The organism is Bradyrhizobium sp. SYSU BS000235 (assembly GCF_049747295.1).
In the GTDB taxonomy this organism is placed as follows: Bacteria; Pseudomonadota; Alphaproteobacteria; order Rhizobiales; family Xanthobacteraceae; genus Afipia.
Genome location: NZ_JBMHJM010000001.1, coordinates 5245649 through 5264881, shown reverse-complemented (window position 1 = coordinate 5264881; position 19233 = coordinate 5245649). Strand labels below are relative to the sequence as shown.

Annotated in this window: 14 protein-coding genes; 6 read left to right on the top strand and 8 right to left on the bottom strand. The window is 60.9% G+C overall.

Translation table 11 applies throughout. From position 1 onward, the window contains the following. Window position 1 precedes the first annotated feature (1 nt). Window positions 2-745: a TerC family protein gene (locus tag ACP0KA_RS24815; protein WP_424631360.1), complete on the bottom strand. Its 744-nt coding sequence runs from the start codon at window positions 743-745 to the stop codon at window positions 2-4. After that, on the bottom strand, window positions 742-1476 hold the full coding sequence (pcsA, locus tag ACP0KA_RS24810) for a phosphatidylcholine synthase (RefSeq protein WP_424631359.1): 735 nt from the start codon (window positions 1474-1476) through the stop codon (window positions 742-744). Before pcsA ends, ACP0KA_RS24815 begins: the two co-directional genes overlap by 4 nt. A gap of 155 nt (window positions 1477-1631) precedes the next feature. On the opposite strand from pcsA, the gene ACP0KA_RS24805 reads away from it, so the two are divergent. After that, the gene (locus ACP0KA_RS24805; protein WP_424631358.1) at window positions 1632-2825 is read left to right on the top strand and encodes a UbiH/UbiF family hydroxylase; all 1194 of its coding nucleotides are present in this window, start codon (window positions 1632-1634) and stop codon (window positions 2823-2825) included. A 34-nt stretch (window positions 2826-2859) separates the two neighbouring features. Here the strand turns inward: ACP0KA_RS24805 and ACP0KA_RS24800 are convergent, their stop codons facing one another. Continuing rightward, entirely contained in the window at window positions 2860-3813 is a 954-nt protein-coding gene (locus ACP0KA_RS24800; protein WP_424631357.1) for an AEC family transporter, read from the bottom strand. Between the two features lie 283 nt (window positions 3814-4096). Between ACP0KA_RS24800 and hspQ the strand changes: the two genes are divergently transcribed. Beyond that, complete coding sequence (hspQ, locus tag ACP0KA_RS24795; protein ID WP_424631356.1) at window positions 4097-4429, top strand: heat shock protein HspQ; 333 nt, start codon at window positions 4097-4099, stop codon at window positions 4427-4429. 99 nt (window positions 4430-4528) lie between these two features. Here the strand turns inward: hspQ and ACP0KA_RS24790 are convergent, their stop codons facing one another. Beyond that, window positions 4529-5293, bottom strand: coding sequence for an invasion associated locus B family protein (locus ACP0KA_RS24790; protein WP_424631355.1), 765 nt, complete (start codon window positions 5291-5293; stop codon window positions 4529-4531). A 446-nt stretch (window positions 5294-5739) separates the two neighbouring features. On the opposite strand from ACP0KA_RS24790, the gene ACP0KA_RS24785 reads away from it, so the two are divergent. The 3 genes from ACP0KA_RS24785 to ACP0KA_RS24775 all read left to right on the top strand — a co-directional run bounded on the left by ACP0KA_RS24785 (window position 5740) and on the right by ACP0KA_RS24775 (window position 10327). Beyond that, a complete protein-coding gene (locus ACP0KA_RS24785) occupies window positions 5740-7455 on the top strand; it encodes an extracellular solute-binding protein (protein WP_424631712.1) in 1716 nt (571 codons plus the stop codon). A 2-nt stretch (window positions 7456-7457) separates the two neighbouring features. Then, window positions 7458-8972: an AMP-binding protein gene (locus ACP0KA_RS24780; RefSeq protein ID WP_424631354.1), complete on the top strand. Its 1515-nt coding sequence runs from the start codon at window positions 7458-7460 to the stop codon at window positions 8970-8972. A 107-nt stretch (window positions 8973-9079) separates the two neighbouring features. Then, window positions 9080-10327 (top strand): GGDEF domain-containing protein, encoded by a 1248-nt coding sequence (locus ACP0KA_RS24775; protein WP_424631353.1) that lies wholly within the window; start codon window positions 9080-9082, stop codon window positions 10325-10327. A gap of 23 nt (window positions 10328-10350) precedes the next feature. Here the strand turns inward: ACP0KA_RS24775 and mfd are convergent, their stop codons facing one another. Both mfd and ACP0KA_RS24765 read right to left on the bottom strand, forming a co-directional pair. Beyond that, window positions 10351-13869, bottom strand: coding sequence for a transcription-repair coupling factor (gene mfd / locus ACP0KA_RS24770; protein ID WP_424631352.1), 3519 nt, complete (start codon window positions 13867-13869; stop codon window positions 10351-10353). After that, window positions 13866-14156 (bottom strand): succinate dehydrogenase assembly factor 2, encoded by a 291-nt coding sequence (locus ACP0KA_RS24765; protein WP_424631351.1) that lies wholly within the window; start codon window positions 14154-14156, stop codon window positions 13866-13868. The genes mfd and ACP0KA_RS24765 overlap by 4 nt, the downstream gene beginning before the upstream one ends. A 133-nt stretch (window positions 14157-14289) precedes the next feature. On the opposite strand from ACP0KA_RS24765, the gene recG reads away from it, so the two are divergent. Beyond that, complete coding sequence (gene recG / locus ACP0KA_RS24760) at window positions 14290-16398, top strand: ATP-dependent DNA helicase RecG (protein WP_424631350.1); 2109 nt, start codon at window positions 14290-14292, stop codon at window positions 16396-16398. Here recG and ACP0KA_RS24755 read toward each other — a convergent pair whose 3' ends face one another. Together ACP0KA_RS24755 and glmS are read right to left on the bottom strand one after the other, a co-directional pair. After that, complete coding sequence (locus tag ACP0KA_RS24755) at window positions 16399-17178, bottom strand: DUF502 domain-containing protein (protein WP_424631349.1); 780 nt, start codon at window positions 17176-17178, stop codon at window positions 16399-16401. A 112-nt stretch (window positions 17179-17290) separates the two neighbouring features. Further along, window positions 17291-19117: a glutamine--fructose-6-phosphate transaminase (isomerizing) gene (gene glmS / locus ACP0KA_RS24750; protein WP_424631348.1), complete on the bottom strand. Its 1827-nt coding sequence runs from the start codon at window positions 19115-19117 to the stop codon at window positions 17291-17293. Window positions 19118-19233 lie beyond the last annotated feature (116 nt).

The following is a 19233-nucleotide window of genomic DNA, read 5'->3' as shown; positions in this document are numbered from 1 at the left end:
TCTAACCCGTTTGTTTAGAGGCAAGCGCCCGCTTCTTGCGGTTGCGCTTGGCCATGATGTTGAAAGCTTCCACTGCCGCCGAGAACGTAATGGCGACGTAGATGAACCCACGCGGAATATGAAATTCGAAACCATCGGCCACGAGCGCGACGCCAATCAGGACGAGAAAGGCCAGCGCCAGCATCTTGGTGGTGGGATGTTCGGCCACGAAAGCCGCCACCGGGCCTGATGAGATATACATCACGCCGACCGCAATGATGACGGCGGCAATCATGATTTCCAGATCCTGTGCCATGCCGATCGCGGTGATGATGGAATCCAGCGAGAACACCAGATCGATGATGATGATCTGGACTATCACCCAGAAGAATGCGCTGGCCGGTGGCTTTTCGTCGGCTTCGACATCTCTTGCCTCGACCTCGGCGTGAATTTCATGCGTCGCCTTGGCGATCAGGAAGAAGCCGCCGCCGATCAGGATGATGTCGCGCCACGAAAACCCGAGTTTGCCGACGCTGAAGACGGGCGTCGTCAGTCCAATCAGCCAGACCAGCGCACTCAGCAGCACGATCCGAAAAATGAGCGCAAGCGCCAGCCCGATCTTACGGGCGCGCTCCGCCTGAACCGGCGGAATCCGCGATACGATCACCGACAGGAAGATCACATTGTCGATGCCGAGAACGATCTCGAGCGCCGTCAGTGTCAGCAGTGCAGCCCAGGCCTCGGGGCTCGTAAGCAAGTCCATCATGCGCGATTCCACCCAGTCATTCGAATGACCGTATCAATGAAGAGAGTATAGATTCCGATGGCGCACAGTGCCGCGGTCAACCACCACGGCACGACGAAATTCGCGGCAACGGTCATGATCGCCAGTATTGCCCACAGCGCGATCAGCGCCAAATTCAGTTTGCGAAGCCGGGTCGTGCGTACCGGATGCAACACATTGAACGGCACGAATGTCAGCACAACAAGCACCGCGAGCATGATGCTCCCCATCGCGGGCGGCGGCTTCAGCAGGAACAGATAAAACGCTGCGGCATTCCACAATGCCGGAAAGCCGCGAAAGTGGTTGTCGTCGGTTTTCATCCGGCGGTCGGCGAAATACAGCGCGCCGGAAATGACGATCGCTGCACCAAGCAAAGGCGCCGCCACCGGGATCAGCAATCCGCTCGCGGTGATGGCATAGGCGGGAACGAAAACGTAGGTCAGGAAATCGACCACCAGATCGAGGGTATCGCCGGACCAGTTCGGCAGGGTTTCCTCCACCTTGAAGCGACGCGCGAGCGGCCCATCGAGACCGTCGATGATGAGCGCGACGCCGAGCCAGGCGAACATCGCGGCCCAGTGCTCCCTCACCGCCTCCAACATCGCGATCAGTGCGATGGCGCCGCCAAGAGCCGTGAAAATATGAACGCCAAAAGCGCGCGCGCGCGCCGTCACTGGTAACTTTGGCTCGATTTGCGGACCGGACTTATCCATCTGCGGCCGTCCCTATCAGGAATCCGTCCAATTTGCACACGCGACCTGCGACTCGAAGGACCTTTGAAACGGTGTCCTGATTTGAACCGAAATGCTAGTAAGGAGGTTATCTAAAATTGATTGTGACACCGGTAAAACGAGATCATAGATAGCTCATGAGTGCTTCTTCTCCTGTCTCGCATGACTATCAAGCCGTCGTCGTGGGCGGCGGTCCCGCAGGATTGGCGACCGCGATCGCCTTGGCCACTGCGGGCGTCAAAACCGCCCTGGTTGCGCGACGATCCCCTTACGCTGACAACCGCACCACCGCCCTGCTCGGCGGATCGGTGGAATTTCTCCAGTCTCTGGACATTTGGCGGCGTTGCCAGAACGAGGCGGCCGCGTTGCGCGTGATGCGTCTGGTTGACGATACCCGCCGTCTGATCCGCGCGCCTGAAGTCAAGTTTTCATCCGACGAGATCGGAATGGACGCGTTCGGTTACAACATCGAAAACCGTGCACTCTTGACGGCGATGGAAGAACGCGCGGCAGAACTCCCTCACTTGACCCGGATTGACGATGACGCGGAGACTGTTTCTGCGCGGGAATCCTGCAACGAGGTGCGGACCCAGGAAGGCACATTTTCGGCGGCTATTGTCGTGGGTGCAGACGGTCGTCATTCGCTGTGCAGGGAGGCCGCCGGGATCGGCGTCAAGCGACGCGAGTTGAATCAATCCGCGTTGACGCTGAACGTCGCGCACACGCGCCCGCACAATGACATCTCGACGGAATTTCATACGGAGGCCGGGCCCTGCGTCTTCGTGCCGCTCCCCGGCAACCATTCAAGCGTGGTTTGGGTGCTGACTTCGCCTGAAGCGGCGCGCCTGAAGGCTTTGAGCGACGAGGCGCTCAGCGAGGCCGTCGAACGCCAGTGCCATTCCATCCTCGGCCGCATGAGCGTGGCTCCTGGCCGCCACGTCTTCCCGCTCGCCATCGAGCAGCCCGAGCGGTTGGCGGCGAAACGGATCGCGCTGGTCGGAGAAGCCGCTCACGTGCTGCCGCCGATCGGTGCGCAGGGCTTGAACATGGGATTGCGCGACGCCGCCGATCTGGCCGATGCCGTTCAAAAGACGCTCGCACACGGCGAGGACCCAGGTAGCGATGCTGCGCTCCAGCGTTATGAGCGCGCGAGACGGGCTGACATCTTCAGTCGGACCTTCATGGTCGACATGGCCAATCGCACGCTGCTGAACGATTTCCTGCCGCTGCAATCGTTGCGAGCTGCCGGCATGCACCTGCTGGCGAGCGTTGGTCCGCTCCGCAAGCTCGCCATGCGTGAGGGTCTCGCGCCATCCCGGCGGTCGCGCTAACGCAACGGAACCGCACATCCACACCGGTAGGTCGTCAAGGAAATGTGACGGCACCGGTTTTGATCAGCCACATCACTGTCGTCAGCGTTACCACCGACACAAATGTTCCGACCAGAACAGCCGCCGACGCTTGCTCGATCCAGGTATCGTACTGACGTGCGATCACGAAAACGTTGAGCGCCGGCGGCAGCGATGCAAGCAGCAGGGCTGCCGCGGCCCATTGCGGCGGAAAAGGTCCAAGCAGGATCAACAGGCCGGAGACGATGAGCGGGTGAACAATGAGCTTCACCAGCACGATGCCGGGAACCTCCCACGGCACGCGATAGAACGGGCGCAGCGCGACCGTAACGCCCAAAGCAAAGAGAGCGACTGGCGCGGCGGAGCTCTGCAGGAACTGCAGCATGCCGTCGATCGCCACCGGCGGGTGGAGGTGGAACGCAGCAACGAGTGCGCCGCAATAAGACGCCACGATCAGTGGGTGCAGCAGGATATGTTTGGCGATCAAACCGATTGTCGGCAGCAGCGGTCTTCGCTTTCCATCCGTCAATACCATCAGCAGTGGAACGATTGAGAAGAGAAAGATGGTGTCGAAGCAGAAGACGAGAGCAACAGGAACGGCCGCCTGTGCACCGAGCATCGAGAGTGCAAGGCCCGGCCCCATATAGCCGATGTTTCCATACCCTCCCCCAAGGCCGGCCATGGCGGACTCGCGCAGGGACAACCGCCCAAACAATCGCGCTCCAAACATCGACAAAAAGAACGCACTGGCTGTTGCCAGCGTCGTCGCAATCACAAATGGAGGATTGTTAAGTTCCTCGAACGGGGTCTTTGCAAGTATCCTAAAGAACAGCGCCGGCAGGGATACGTAGAGCAGGAAAAAGTTCATCCAGGCCAGCCCAGCTTCCGGCAGGCGCTTGTATTTGCCGCAGGCATAACCGATGAAAATCAACCCGAAATACGGCAGTGCAAGATTCAGAATTTCGATCATCAGGGTACGCTTTAGGATTAATCCAGTGTGGCATCTCGCAATTGCCGATCACGCTTGCGGCTCGTCCTTTATCGGCAATTGCGAGACAAAAGCCACACTAGCATTCTGATTTTACTAGTGTCCTTTCGTCTCCGAATAACCGTGCGATCACGCAGCAACTAGGGCGGTTATTCGGAGACGGGACACTAGGCAGCCGGTGGACAAATGATAACCGGGCGCTTAACTGCCCGATTCATGGGTTTGCCTCTAGCATCGGCCACAATCATGGTCTATTCGACGAGTCATGATTAAAGCGCGTACCGCCAAATTTCAGATCGGGCAGATTGTTCGTCACCGGATTTTTTCGTTCCGCGGCGTGATTTACGATATCGATCCCGAATTCAACAATACCGAGGAATGGTGGCTGTCCATCCCCGAAGAGATGCGGCCGCACAAGGACCAGCCGTTCTATCATCTCCTCGCCGAAAACTCTGAGTCTGAGTACGTCGCGTACGTCTCGGAACAAAACCTCCTGCCCGACGATTCCGGAGAACCGATCCGCCACTCGCAGGTTTCCGAGATTTTCGTCAAGGACAAATCCGGCGGTTATCGGCCGCGAAACCCGTCGCTGAACTGACTTCGCTTTCATCCGCTTAAGGTCCGCGCTGTTGTTCAGCAGCAGCCCAGCAAAAAAGGCGCGCATTGCTGCGCGCCTTTTGCATTCACTTCGAAGTGATTATTGCTTCGCAGCCGGAGCAGCGCCCTCGAGCTTCTGACGTGCTTCAGCAGCGCGCTTCTGAAGTTCTTCCTGCAGCTTCTTCTGGCTTTCTTCGAAGACCTTCGGATCGGTCGGCGGACCATCGTAAGCCTTCGCAAACTCAGCGAGCGGAAGAGCCAGCGTCAACGGAGCGCCATTGGCATTGATCGCCTGGACGATCAGGTTCTGGCCCTTCTTCATGTTGGCAATCAATTCAGGCGTCACTTCGTAGTCCGACATGCAGCCGTTGGCGAAGCAGATCACGTACGGACTCTGCTGCGGCGGATTCTGATCGACGATGAGGCGGGTGCCGTGAACGAGTTGCATGCCGAGCGGCAGAGTGACGCGCAGAAGCTTCTTCGGCTCACCTTCCGGCTCGATGATCACAGCTGCAACGACCGGTTGGCCCGACTCGATACGGCCATCCTTACCCGTGAAGCACACCTGCTTGGCATTGGCGTCCTGGCCCTTCATGCAGAACTTGGTCCAGGGCTGGTAAATCAACTGGACCTGCTCTTGGGGGGCTTGCTGTGCGGGCTGCTGGGCCTGTGCTCCGGCAGCAGGCGCCGCTGGAGCTGCCTTCGGCGCAGCCTTGGGCGCGGCCTTCGGGGCGGGAGCTTTCGGTGCTGGGTTCTGGGCCTGTACGCTCGAAATGGTCGCCGCGGCCAAAAGGGCGCCTGCAGCAACGGCGGCGAACACCCGACCGCGCGGCGAGGTTTGCGCGGCCAAGATATGGAAATTCATTGTGGAAAACCCTTTCTGGACCTTAGCGCCCACCACACAGGGCGCGACTGATCGGCGGCTGTCTCGGAGGCAATTGAGGCGGTTACGTGACGGGTCCCGCAACCATGCTCAAATTGCCCGCCTTCAATACAACGGCGGGTGAAAAGATCAATGCCAACAATACGATTTAACGATCCCAATCCGCTGTCCTGCACATATCCATGGTAGGTTTCAGCGTGCGATCTACCGAATCAAACAACCCGTCGGGGAGCTTGCGCCGCCGTCGCCAAGGCCGGTCTTCAAGACAAGCCTGGCTTTCAAGACAGGGCTGGCTTTCGGGACAAGGATTGGCTTGGCGATACTGGGCCCTGGCCGTCGCTGCGCTGGCCTTTGCCGCAGCCGCGAGGGCTGAAACCCCTGCACGGTCGCCTGCTCCGCCAGCCGGCCGGCCGGTCCATGGCATCGCCATGCACGGCGCCCCCGCCATGCCGGCGGATTTTAGGCAAATGCCTTATGCAGATCCCAACGCCCCGAAGGGCGGCAGGATCGTATTTGGCCTGCTCGGAACCTTCGACAGCCTCAACCCATTCATCGTCAAAGGGCTCGCGGTTCAGCAGATCCGGGGGTATGTCGTCGAAAGTCTGATGGCGCGCAGCAATGACGAGCCATTCACGCTGTACGGCCTGCTCGCGCAAAGCATCGAGACGGACACAGAGCGTAGTTACGTCACCTTTCGCCTCAACCCTCTCGCCCGGTTCTCCGACGGCAAGCCCGTCCTCGCCAGCGACGTGCTGTTTTCCTGGCGGCTGATGCGGGACAAAGGTCGCCCCAACCACCGGCTGTACTACGCCAAGGTCGAAAAGGCGGAAGCGCTCGATGAGCGCACGGTGCGCTTCGACTTCGGCGACGCCAACGACCGGGAATTGCCGCTGATCATGGGCCTGATGCCGGTCTTTCCCGAGCACGCGATCGACGTCGCCACGTTCGAGGAGACCTCGCTGGCTGCTCCCGTCGGCTCTGGTCCCTACAAGGTTACTACCGTGCGCCCCGGTGTCAGTGTGACGCTCAGTCGGAATCCGGACTATTGGGGCCGAGACCTCCCGGTGAATCGAGGTCTGTGGAATTTCGATGAAGTCCGGCTGGATTATTACCGTGAGGCCAATGGCGCGTTTGAAGCCTTCAAGCGCGGCCTTTACGATTTCCGCGTCGAGACCGAGCCGCTCCGCTGGCACGAAGGTTATGACTTCACGGCTGCGCGCAAGGGGGATGTGGTGCGGGACGTCATCAAGCCCGGAACACCGCAGCCGTCGGAGTATCTCGCCTTCAACACCCGCCGCCCGGTCTTCTCGGACATCCGGGTGCGTCAGGCGTTGACGCTCCTGTTCGACTTCCAGTGGATCAACCGCAATTACTTCTTCGGCCTCTATGGCCGTTCTGCGGGTTTCTTCGCGGGTTCAGAGCTATCGGCCTATAGCCGTCCCGCGGAGCCCCGGGAAAAAGCGCTGCTTGCACCCTACGCGGCCAGCGTCAGGCCGGACATTCTGGACGGGACCTACCGCCTGCCGGTCACAGACGGCTCCGGGCGCGATCGCACGACATTGCGCGCCGCCCTCACCCTGCTGTCTGAAGCTGGATACAAGCTTGACGGAGCCCTGTTACGCCGCCGTAGCGACAAGACGCCTTTGACCTTTGAAATTCTCGTCACCACCCGCGATCAGGAACGCATCGCGCTGGCCTATTCCCGCGACCTGAAACGGGCGGGCATCGATGTGACCATCCGGGCCGTGGATGCGGTCCAGTTCGATCAACGCCGGCTCAGTTTCGATTTTGATATGATTCCGTATCGCCTGGACCAATCGCTGTCTCCCGGCAACGAGCAGGCGTTCTATTTCGGCACTTCTGCTGCGGACAGCCACGGCACCCGCAACTACATGGGCGCGAAGAACCCCGCCGTCGACGCCATGATCACCGCGATCCTGGAAGCCCGTGAACAGTCGGACTTTGTCCCGGCTGTCCGTGCGCTCGACCGGGTTTTGATGTCGGGCTTCTACGCAATTCCGGTCTACAGCGCGCAGCAGCAATGGATCGCCCGATGGAATCGGATAGAACGGCCTTCAGTGACTGCGTTGACCGGATATTTGCCGGAGACGTGGTGGTACAAGCCGGCCCCCAAGGCGCAATGACCATGAGCGACGACTTGCAGGACTCTCTGGCCTCTCAGACCCCGACCGGCGGTTCTCCGACGCTGGATGACCTGTTTCGCCGCATCGCTGCGCGTCAACCGGACGCCGTGGCTTTGATCGATCCGCCGAACAAGCATCGCGTGACCGGGCGCCCGCCCATGCGCCTGACATTTAAGCAGGCTGACTACGCCATCTCCTCCGTCGCCACCGGTTTCATCGAAGCCGGCTTGCCGTACGGTTCGATTGTCGCTGTTCAATTGCCGAACACGATCGAGTTCGCCATTACCGTGCTCGGCGCCATCCGGGCGGGCATGATCGTTGCCCTGCTCCCACAGCTTTGGCGGCAATCGGACCTGACGACAGCTCTCAACCGCATCGGTGCGCGCGCCGTTGTCGGCATCGACCGGATCGAGCTTGTCGATCATGCCGAGTTGGTTATGAACGCCGCGGCTGAAGCATTTTCCATCCGCCATGTCTTCGGATTCGGACATGATCTGCCGGAGGGGATGTCCCCGCTGGAGATCGTGACAGATGGGCCAGCCGACTTCGCGTCGTTCTATCCGCTCGAAGCTCGCAAGCCGGTCATTGTGTCGTTCGATGTGATTGCCGATGGATTTCGCGCGATACCGCGGAATCATGTCCAGCTGATCTCGGGAGGCCTGGCGGTATTCCTGGAAAGCGAAGTGCCGCAAGGCGCCCAGCTCCTGTCAGCCATCATCCCGTCATCGTTCGGAGGGGTTGCCGCCTCCCTTGTGACATGGCTCCTGAGCGCAGGTTCGCTTGCATTTCATCATCCTTCAGACCTGCAAGTGCTCAAAAAGCAGATCGAGGAAGATGGCAACGACACGTTGATCGTCCCGGCTCTGCTGGCTTTGCGTTTGGCGGATGACGGCGCGTTGTCACACCCGTTCCCGATGCAGCGCGTGATCGGTCTGTGGCGCACGCCGGATCGCATCGCGTCCAGCGAGAATTGGCACGGAGCGAACGCAACGTTCACCGACATCTACCTATTTGGCGAGATTGGGTTGTATGGCGCGCGACGGCTTTCGGACGGTTCGCCGGCCCCGATTTCACCCGGACCATATGGCGGATCGCGCAACACCGTCGGCGAATTCGTGATGACCATGAAGGGCACCCTCGCCCTGCGCGGATCGATGATTCCAGTCGCGGCATATCGGCCTCCGTCGTCGTCCGAGAATATACTGTCCGAAGCCGCCCCGCCTGATTACGTCGATACCGGCTATGCTGCACGCCTCGATAAAGCGCGGGGCACCATCAGCATTACAGCTCCGCCGACCGGCATCGTTGCTGTCGGTGGATATCGGTTCCTGTCGCAGGATCTCGATGAATGGGCCAGGCGTCTCACGCCCGGCGCGATGCTCACGGCATTGCCCGATCAACTCAACGGCTATCGCCTCGCAGGCCGCGCGAGTGACAATCGGCGTGCCCGCGAGGCACTCGGCGAACTTGGTCTCAATCCTCTGATGGTCGAAGCGTTTCGCGACCGGACAAACTAGCCTTGAATTCATCAACCATGTTGACCCCTCATTAATAGCCGGAACCTAATGTTTGCGGACGGTGGAAGAATGCTGCCTGCTCCTGCATTTACGAAATTGGCGAGATCATGTCGCAGCAAGGACCGATTGTCGTTGTCTCAAAATCAGACGATGAGGCGCTGGCGAGCGCGATCCATCAGATCAAGTCGTTTCCCCTTGTCGATGTAACCTGGCCGGATGCCATCGACGCCATCGCGAAGCTGAAACCCGCCGCGGTTCTGGTCACGGATACCGCATCGGACGACGTCACCCTGCGACGCCTGGCGCAGCAACTTGATGGGATGCAGCCCTACGTTCCGGTCATCGCGATCGATCCGGCGACGGTCCTGCCATCGAATGTGATTTCCTTCACCCAGTCCGGCCGCGATCCCGAGCGGCTGGTGAGCCGGCTGAATGCGGCACTGCGGGTGAGAACCCTTCACGCCACCATGCTTCGCCGCATGACCGACAAGGCCGCGGCGCGCACCCGCCTGCCCGACAATGATCCGATCGAGGATGCGACGGTTCTCTTGATCGGGCGCGGCTCGTCATATCCGGCACTTTCGGTCGCCTTGGGCGAACAGATGGGTTTGGTTGGGGCGCTCAGCATCGAAGCGGCCGCCAAACATCTCAATGCCCGTGAACTCGACGGTATTATCGTCGGAGAAGGTTTTTCCGCGCGGGTCGTGGATGCATTCCTCACGGTGCTCTCCGAGGACACCCGCTTCCGCAACCTGCCGGTGGTGGTTTCCGGGGCGGCTGGCCTGATCGCCAGTTACGATCTGCCCAACCTCGAGATCACCATCGGTGAGCCTCGCACCGTTGCCGCCAGCGCGGTGCCGCTGATCCGCCAGCACGCCTTCGAGGCGCGCATCGACCGGGCCCTCAAATCAATCGACGCCGGCGGTCTGCTTGATCCGCGAACCGGCCTCCTCACCAAGGAAGCATTCGATCGCGACTTCGTTGGCGCGGTCACCGACACCCAAGCCCGAGGAGCCGGCCTGTCGGTAGCTCGCATTTCGTTCATGGCGGGCGCAGCCCCCGAACGCGCCCGGCTCGATGCCGCGCGCATCCTCAGCCGGCTGATGCGGCGGATGGATTTCGCGACGCTCGACGGCAATGACGCCATCCTGATCGTCTTCCCCGAAACCGATTTGCGAAACGCCCAAACCATCGCACGTCGGCTCGGCAGCGTGCTGAAGCACACGATGCACAGCCCCAATCGCGATCAGCGGCTGGACCCGCAGGTGACGCTGACAACGCTGTTGCCGTACGATACCACGTCGACGATCCTCGCCCGCATCCACGAGGATGGCCGCCGCGCCGCGGCCTCCTGATTGCGACATCCCTCCTTGCGGGATCAGGCTGCCTTGCGGCCTTCGGCCAGGTTGGCGAGGTCTCGCAGGATGGTGGTCGTGCCCTCGATCCGCTCGTCCGCCGTATCCCACTCCTGCAGAAACACCACCTTCATATCGGGACGCACCTTGGCGGCCTTACCATGCTGACGGATGAAGTAAACCAGCTTCTCCGGCTGCGCGAAGCTGTTGTCGCGGAAGCTGATCACAGCCCCCTTCGGACCTGCATCGACCTTTTCGATGTTCGCGCGACGGCAATATGATTTGATCGCAGCGACCTTGAACAGGTAGCGGACTTCGTCCGGCAGCGGGCCGAAACGATCGCGCAATTCCGCACCGAAGTTTTCGATCTCATCATCGGTGTCGAGGTCAGCAAGCCGGCGATAGAGCGATAGCCTGATCGACAGATCGGCGACATACTCCTCCGGAATGAGGACCGGCATGCCGAGCGTAATCTGCGGCGACCAGCGATCGGCAACCGGCTCGGAAATGCCGGCCTTGAGGCTGACGATCGCCTCCTCCAGCATCGATTGATAGAGTTCGAAACCGACTTCCTTGATGTGACCTGATTGTTCTTCGCCGAGCAGATTGCCTGAACCACGAATATCCAGATCGTGCGATGCCAGCTGGAATCCGGCACCGAGGGTTTCCAGCGACTGCAGAACCTTCAGCCGGCGCTCAGCCTGTGCGGTGATCTTCTGCTGCGCAGGTAGCGTAAACAACGCATAGGCGCGCAGCTTCGAGCGCCCGACGCGGCCGCGCAACTGATAGAGCTGCGCCAGACCGAACATGTCGGCGCGATGCACGATGAGGGTGTTCGCGGCTGGAATATCCAGTCCGGATTCCACGATCGTGGTGGAGAGCAGGATGTCGTACTTGCCGTCGTAGAATGCAGAGATGATGTCTTCGATCACCGACGGCGGCATCTGTCCGTGCGCCACCGCGACTTTCATCTCGGGCACGTGCTTGTCGAGGAAGTCCTTCGCCTCGGCGAGATATTCGATGCGTGGACACACGTAGAAGGCCTGGCCGCCGCGATAACGCTCGCGCAACAGCGCTTCGCGGATCATCAGCGGATCGAACGGGGCAACGAAGGTCCGCACTGCAAGGCGATCCACCGGCGGTGAAGCGATAATCGACAATTCACGAACGCCGGTCAGTGCCAGTTGCAAGGTGCGCGGGATCGGCGTTGCGCTCAAAGTCAGCACATGGATTTCGGAGCGCAGCTGCTTGAGCCGCTCTTTGTGAGCGACACCAAAGTGCTGCTCTTCGTCGACGATCACGAGACCGAGGTCCTTGAACTTGATGCTCTTGCCGAGCAAGGCATGAGTGCCGACGATGATGTCGACGCTGCCGTCCGCGAGCCCCTTCTTGACCTGGTTGAGTTCTTTGGTCGGCACCAGTCGAGATGCCTGCGCGACGTTGACCGGGAAGCCACGAAACCGCTCAGTGAAGTTCTTCGTGTGCTGACGCGCCAGCAGTGTGGTCGGCACGACCACCGCGACCTGCTTGCCATCGAGGGCCACAGCAAAAGCCGCCCGCAACGCCACTTCGGTTTTGCCGAAGCCGACGTCGCCGCAGATCAGGCGGTCCATCGGCCGGCCGGCGTCGAGGTCATGCAGCGTGGCATTGATGGCGCCAAGCTGGTCTTCGGTTTCCTCGTATGGAAAGCGAGCGCAGAATTCGTCGTAAGTGCCCTGATGCAGAGGAAACTTCGGCGCGACGTGAATCTGGCGTTCGGCGGCAATCTTGATCAGTTCGCCGGCGATCTCGCGGATACGATTCTTGAGCTTGGCCTTGCGGGCCTGCCAGCCGCCACCGCCCAGACGGTCGAGTTCGACATTGGTCTGGTCGGAGCCGTAGCGCGACAGCAGTTCGATATTCTCGACCGGCAGAAACAGCTTGGTCTCGTTGGCATAATGCAGTTCGAGACAGTCGTGCGGGGCGCCGCCAACGTCCAGCGTCTGTAGCCCGACGAACCGTCCGATACCGTGCTCGACATGGACGACGATATCGCCGGTGGCGAGGCTGGTGACTTCGGAGATGAAGTTCTCGAGCTTGCGGCTGGCCTTGCGCGGGCGGACGAGGCGGTCGCCGAGGATGTCCTGCTCGGTGATGAAGGCGACATTCTCGGTCTCGAAGCCGGACTCGAGACCCACCACTGCGAGCATCGTCTCGTTGCGCGGTGTCGCCTGCACCATGCGCCAGGTGTTGACGTTGGTGGTGTTGAGCAGCTTGTGATCCTTCAGCATGCTCGCCATGCGATCGCGCGAGCCTTCGCTCCACAGCGCGACGATCACCTTCTTGCGTGCGGCCTGCAGGCCGTTGACGTGGGCGACCACGCTTTCGAAGACGTTGACTGTCGCGTCGGCGCGCTCCGGGGCGAAATTGCGCCCCTGCCGCGCATCGATATCGACGACGCTCGTATCATCCGGGGGAAGCGCGAACGGCGTGAAACGCGCCAGTGCGTTGTCCTGGAGTTTCTTCTTCCACTCGTCCTCGGTCAGATACAGCCTGTCCGGCGGCAGCGGCTTGTAGATTGCGCCGCCGCCCGGCGTGCCCAGCGCTTCACGGCGGGCTTCATAGTAGTCGTTGATTTGGGTGAAGCGCTCGTGCGTCGCATCCTCAACTTGTGACTCGAATACGAGCGGCGCTTCATCGAGATAATCGAACAGCGTGTCCATCCGCTCCTGAAACAGCGGCAGCCAGTGCTCCATGCCCGGATGGCGGCGCCCCTCGGTCACAGCCTCATAGAGCATGTCATCGCGCTCCGGTGCGCCGAACTGGGCGACATAGCCCATGCGGAAACGGCGGATCGTTTCCGTGACAAGCTGGAATTCGGAGACGGGAACGAGATCGAGGCCTCGCATATCGAGCAGCGTGCGCTGCGACTCCGCATCGAATGTCCTGATCGATTCCAGCGTGTCGCCGAAGAAGTCGAAGCGGACCGGTTGATCGAGGCCTGCCGGGAAAAGATCGAGGATGCCGCCCCGCACTGCGTATTCGCCGGGCTCACGCACGGTGGAGACGCGGTTGTAGCCGTTGTGCTCCAACCAGGCGGCGATGGAATCCATCGGCACGCGGTGTCCCGGTGCCACCGACAATGCCTGGGCCGCCACCACATCCCGGGCCGGGACACGCTGAACGATGGCGTTGACCGTGGTCAACACGATCAGGGGCTTCTCACTGCCTTTCAGGCGCGAGAGCCGTGCCAGTGTGGTGAGGCGCTGCGCCAGAATTCCGCCGTGGGGTGAGACGCGGTCATAAGGCTGGCAGTCCCATGCCGGAAACTGCATCACCGCGAGATCGGGCGCGAAAAAGTCCAGCGCGCGCGCAAGCTGGGCCATCCGTGGCCCATCGCGGCAGACCACCGCAAGACTGACGGCCGGTGCATTGGCCTTCGCCGCAACGGCACGGGCGAGATCGGAGACGACCAGTCCCTCTGCCCCTTCCGCCACGTTCGAAAGCGTCAGTGCGTGACCGGGACGAAGCAATTGCGCCGGAGAACGAGTGGGCGCCTTCATGCCTGGTGTCCTGGGACCGAGAATGCCCTGATGCGTACGAAGATGCCGTTCGCATACTCGTCAGCGAGCGGTTGCCCTCCGCTGAACGCGGCGTACAGATCCGGGTCGGGCAATTCGATGAGGCGTTCGAGATCGACAATCTCGTCATCGGATAGGCTGGCGATATTTTCGTCGGCAAAGCGGCCGAGGATGATGTCCATCTCGCGCGTGCCCCGGTGCCAGCAACGAAACAGCAAGCGCTTGCGCCGATGGTCAAGCCCTTCGCTCGAACGTGTCGATCCGGTCATAGCCAAATTGTCTCCAACGCCAAAAGCCCGGACATGCCGGGCGGGCTTGATATAACTGTCGTAATCGGAGATGTCAGCATTTCTCTCGCGCTGCATCCGGGTTATGCAAAAGCGAGCCAACCGAGTCGCCGTGATGCGCCCTGCACTGCTCAATTCGCTGTTTGCGCCCGTGACAAGCCTGTCAGGCGTTGGCCCAAAGCAGGACAAGCTGCTGCGCTATCTGCTCGACCGCAGTGAAACGCCGCGGCTTGTCGATCTGTTGTTGCATCTCCCCACCAGCGTGATCGATCGGCGGACCCGCCCTCATATCCGCGATGCAGTTCCAGGAACCGTGGTGACGCTTGAGGTCACCGTCGATCGTCATCGTCCGGCGCCACCGGGTCGTTCCCGCGCACCGCATCTGGTCTATGCGAGCGATGAGACCGGCGATGTTGTTCTGACCTATTTTCGCGCCAAGCGTGACTACATCGAAAAGCTGCTCCCGGTCGGTGAAAAGCGCTACGTCTCGGGTACCGCGCAGTTGTTCGACGGCACGCTGCAGATCGTTCATCCCGACCGCGTCGTGGACGAAGAGGGATTTGCCAAGCTTCCCGGCATCGACACGGTTTATCCATTGACCGAAGGATTGATGGTCGGCGCAATCCGCCGCGCCATGGTCCAGGCCCTGCAAAAGCTGCCGAAGCTTCCGGAGTGGATCAGTCCGGAGGTCATGCGCCGTTGCAGCTTTCCCTCGTTCGCCGACGCCCTCCATCGCGTTCATGAGCCGGTCGAACTCAGCGACATCCTGCCGCAAAATCCATACTGGTCGCGGCTTGCGTTCGACGAACTGCTCGCGGGCCAGTTGGCATTGGCGCTTGTGCGCGCGCAGCTTCGCCGCCCCGCCGGGACGCGCCATGCCGGCGACGGCCATTTTCGCAGAAAGGTTATCGACGCCCTGCCCTATGCGCTGACGAATTCCCAGCAGGAAGCCGTTCGCGCCATCACCCACGACCTCGGCCAGCCGCTGCGCATGCTGCGCCTTCTGCAGGGCGATGTCGGTTCGGGTAAAACCGTCGTGGCGCTGCTCGCTGCTGCCGCGGTTGCGGAAGCCGGAAAGCAATCGGCGCTGATGGCGCCGACGGAAATTCTCGCGCGCCAGCATATCAAGACCATCGCACCGCTGGCCGAACACGCAGGCCTGCGCGTCGCAATCCTGACAGGACGCGAGAAAGGCAAGGAACGGCGCGACATCATCGCGCGTCTCGCCGACGGCGAGATCGATCTGCTGGTCGGCACCCATGCGCTGATCCAGGACGACGTGATTTTCAAATCGCTGGCGCTGGCCATCGTCGATGAACAGCACCGCTTCGGTGTACGTGAACGGCTCACGCTGACCGAGAAAGGCGAAGCTGTCGATGTCCTGGTGCTGAGCGCCACGCCCATCCCACGCACACTCGTGCTGACCTATTTCGGCGATATGGACATCTCCGAGTTGCGGGAGAAGCCCGCCGGCCGGCAGCCGATCGATACCCGGACCGTGCCGGACAGCCGGCTCAAGGAGATCATGGACGGCGTCGGCCGCGCCATCGACAACGGCAAGCAGATCTACTGGATCTGTCCGCTGGTGGAGGAGACCGAGGCGGAAGGCATCGAACATCTCACCAACGCAACCAAGCGCTTCGAAGTCCTTCAAAAGCGCTTTGGCGACCGGGTTGGTCTCGTACATGGCCAGATGAAGGGTGCCGAGAAAGATCGCGTGATGGCGCAATTCGCCGCCGCTGAGATCCAGGTTCTGGTGGCCACCACGGTGGTCGAGGTCGGCGTCGACGTTCCTGCGGCAACCATCATGGTGATCGAAAATGCCGAGCGGTTCGGCCTCGCACAACTGCATCAGTTGCGCGGGCGGATCGGGCGCGGCTCCGAGGCCTCGACATGCATCCTGCTCTATCACGAGCCGCTCAGTCAGATGTCGGCCGCCCGATTGAAGGTGATCCGCGAAACCACGGACGGCTTTCGGATTGCTGAAGAAGACCTGCGGCTACGTGGCGAAGGCGAAGTGCTGGGCACGCGCCAGAGCGGTCTACCGGGGTACAGAATTGCGCGGCCCGAGATCCATGCCCAGCTCATCGCGCAGGCGCGCGACGAGGCGCTCAACATCATGCAGAGCAATCCGAAGCTGGCCGGTGAGCGCGGTGAAGCACTCCGCTGTCTGCTCTACCTTTATGAGCGCGATGAAGCCCTGCCGCTGATCGGCGCCGGATAATTAATCGACCTTGGCCGGTGTGGGCGGGATCTGTGATGCGGTGGCGACCCTTGCGGCGTTGGCCATCTCGGCCAGCGCGTTGACCTTCTTCTGCGCATCGCCATTGGGCTGCACCACGCCGGCCGACATGATCAGCGTGGCAGCCTCCTCGGCATTCATCTCGACTTCGATGATCTTGCTCTTGGGCACATAGAAGAAGAAGCCCGTGGTCGGGTTCGGCGCACACGGCAGGAATACCGAGATGAACTCTTCCTTGCCCGGCAATCGGGTTGCGACTTCCAAGTTTGGCGGCTGCGAAATCAGCACGATCGACCACATCCCGGGCGACGGAAATTCCACCAATCCGACGCGGCGGAAGCTCGATCCCGTGCTTGAGAACAAGGTTTCGAAAACCTGTTTAAGTCCGCGATAGATCGCGCGAACCACGGGCATGCGCCCGAGGATCGCCTCGCCAAGCTCGACGAGAGACCGGCCGATCAGGTTCGCGGTAAGGAACCCGAGAAACGTCAGCGCGAAGACGGCGACGACCAGGCCTGAGCCAGGAAGGCCGAACGGCAAATAGGTTTCCGGCCGGTATGCGACAGGAACGAAGGGGCGGACGATGCCGTCCACCCACGTCACGAACCACCATGTCAGGTAGAACGTAATCGCAATCGGACCAGCGACGATCAGACCGGTGAGAAAGTAGTTCCGCAGCCGTGCCACGAAACCACGCGGTGCATCCGGCGAATGCCCAGGCTGCAAATCGCCGGGACCCAACGTGGGGGTGGGATTATTCATCGTGGAACCGAACCATCCTTATTCCAAAGTATTCGGACAAGATCGCAAATCGTTGCGACACCACTTTATCAGGTTTTTGGGTGCTCCAATCCCTTCATCTGCGACCGTTTGTCTACTCCACGGTCACCGACTTCGCGAGGTTCCGCGGCTGGTCGACGTCGGTGCCCATCACCACCGCCGTGTGATAGGCCAATAGCTGAACCGGGATGGCGTAAACCAGCGGTGTCACGGTCGCAGGCATGTCCGGCAGGACAATGGTGACAAGGGATTCGACCGTCGCTTCCTCTGCCCCCTTGGTGTCCGTCATCAGGATGATCTTTCCGCCACGCGCGGCGACTTCCTGCATATTCGAAACCGTTTTGTCGAACACCCGGTCAAACGGTGCGATGACGACCACCGGCATCTTCTCGTCGATCAGGGCGATCGGGCCGTGCTTCAGTTCGCCTGCCGCATAGCCCTCCGCGTGGATATAGGAGATTTCCTTCAGCTTCAGCGCGCCTTCCATGGCCAGCGGATAGCTCGTGCCGCGGCCGAGATAGAGCACGTCCTGACTCTTGGCGATGTCACGCGCCAGCTTCTCGATCTGCGGCTCGAGCGCTAGGGCCTCCGTCATCAGACGTGGCACTTCGACCAATCCGTGTACGAGCTTGGCTTCGTCCTCGTCGGACAACTCGCCACGCGCCTTACCGGCGGCAATGGCGAACGCGGCCAAGGCCATCAGCTGACACGTGAAGGCTTTGGTTGAGGCGACCCCGATCTCGGGACCCGCCAGGGTCGGCAGCACGGTTTCGCTTTCCCGGGCGATCGTTGACGTCGGAACGTTCACGACGGAGACGGTGTGCAGTCCCTGCGATTTTGCGTAGCGCAGCGCGGCGAGCGTGTCGGCGGTTTCGCCCGATTGCGAAATAAACACCGCAAGGTCGCCCTTGCGCAGCGGCGCCTCGCGGTAACGAAACTCAGATGCGATATCGAGTTCGACCGGCAAGCGTGCAAAGCGCTCGAACCAGTATTTGGCGACAAAGCCTGCGAGGCTTGCTGTCCCGCACGCTGCAATCGACACGCGCTGGATGTCCTTGAAGTCAAATGGCAGCTTGCCCGGGATTGCCACCCGTTCGCTGGCGAGGTCGACATAATGCGCCATCGTGTGGCCGACGACTTCCGGCTGCTCGTGAATTTCCTTCGCCATGAAGTGACGGTAGTTGGCCTTGTCGACCAACGACGTCGCCGTGTTGTGCCGCACGACGTCGCGCTCAACGGCCGCATTCGTATCGTCGTAAATGGCGGCGCCGGTGCGCGACAGCACGGCCCAGTCGCCGTCTTCGAGATAACAGATGGCATCCGTAAACGGACCGAGCGCGATGGCGTCGGAGCCGAGATACATTTCGCCTTCACCGAAGCCCACCGCCAGCGGCGATCCCTTGCGGGCGCCGATCATCAGGTTGTCTTCGTTCTTGAAGATGAAGGCGAGCGCGAATGCGCCGTGCAACTGCGGAAGTGTCGCCTTGACGGCTTCGACGGGTGACAGTCCTTTCATCAGATAGGAATTGACGAGATGGGCGACGACCTCGGTATCGGTCTCGCTGGAGAACTTTGCGCCCTCTTTCTCGAGCTGGCTGCGCAGAGTGCGGAAATTCTCGATGATGCCGTTATGCACGACCGCGACATTGTCCGTCGCGTGCGGATGCGCGTTGTTCTCCGTGGGCTTGCCATGGGTGGCCCAACGGGTATGGCCGATACCGATGTGCCCCGCCAGCGGCGATGACTTCAGCACGGCTTCCAGGTTTTTCAATTTGCCCTTGGCGCGGCGGCGGTCGAGCTGCACGCCTTCCAGCGTTGCCACGCCCGCCGAGTCATAACCGCGATATTCGAGCCGCTTGAGGGAATCGACCAATTGGTCCGCAACCGGACCCCGCCCCAAAATACCTACAATGCCGCACATGCGGTTTGATATCTCCAAATCGCCCGAAACATGGACTTCCTCTTACAAAGGATTACCACATTCCGGACTCAATAATTGTTGCGAATTGAGACAGGGTAAACCATTAACGCCTCACA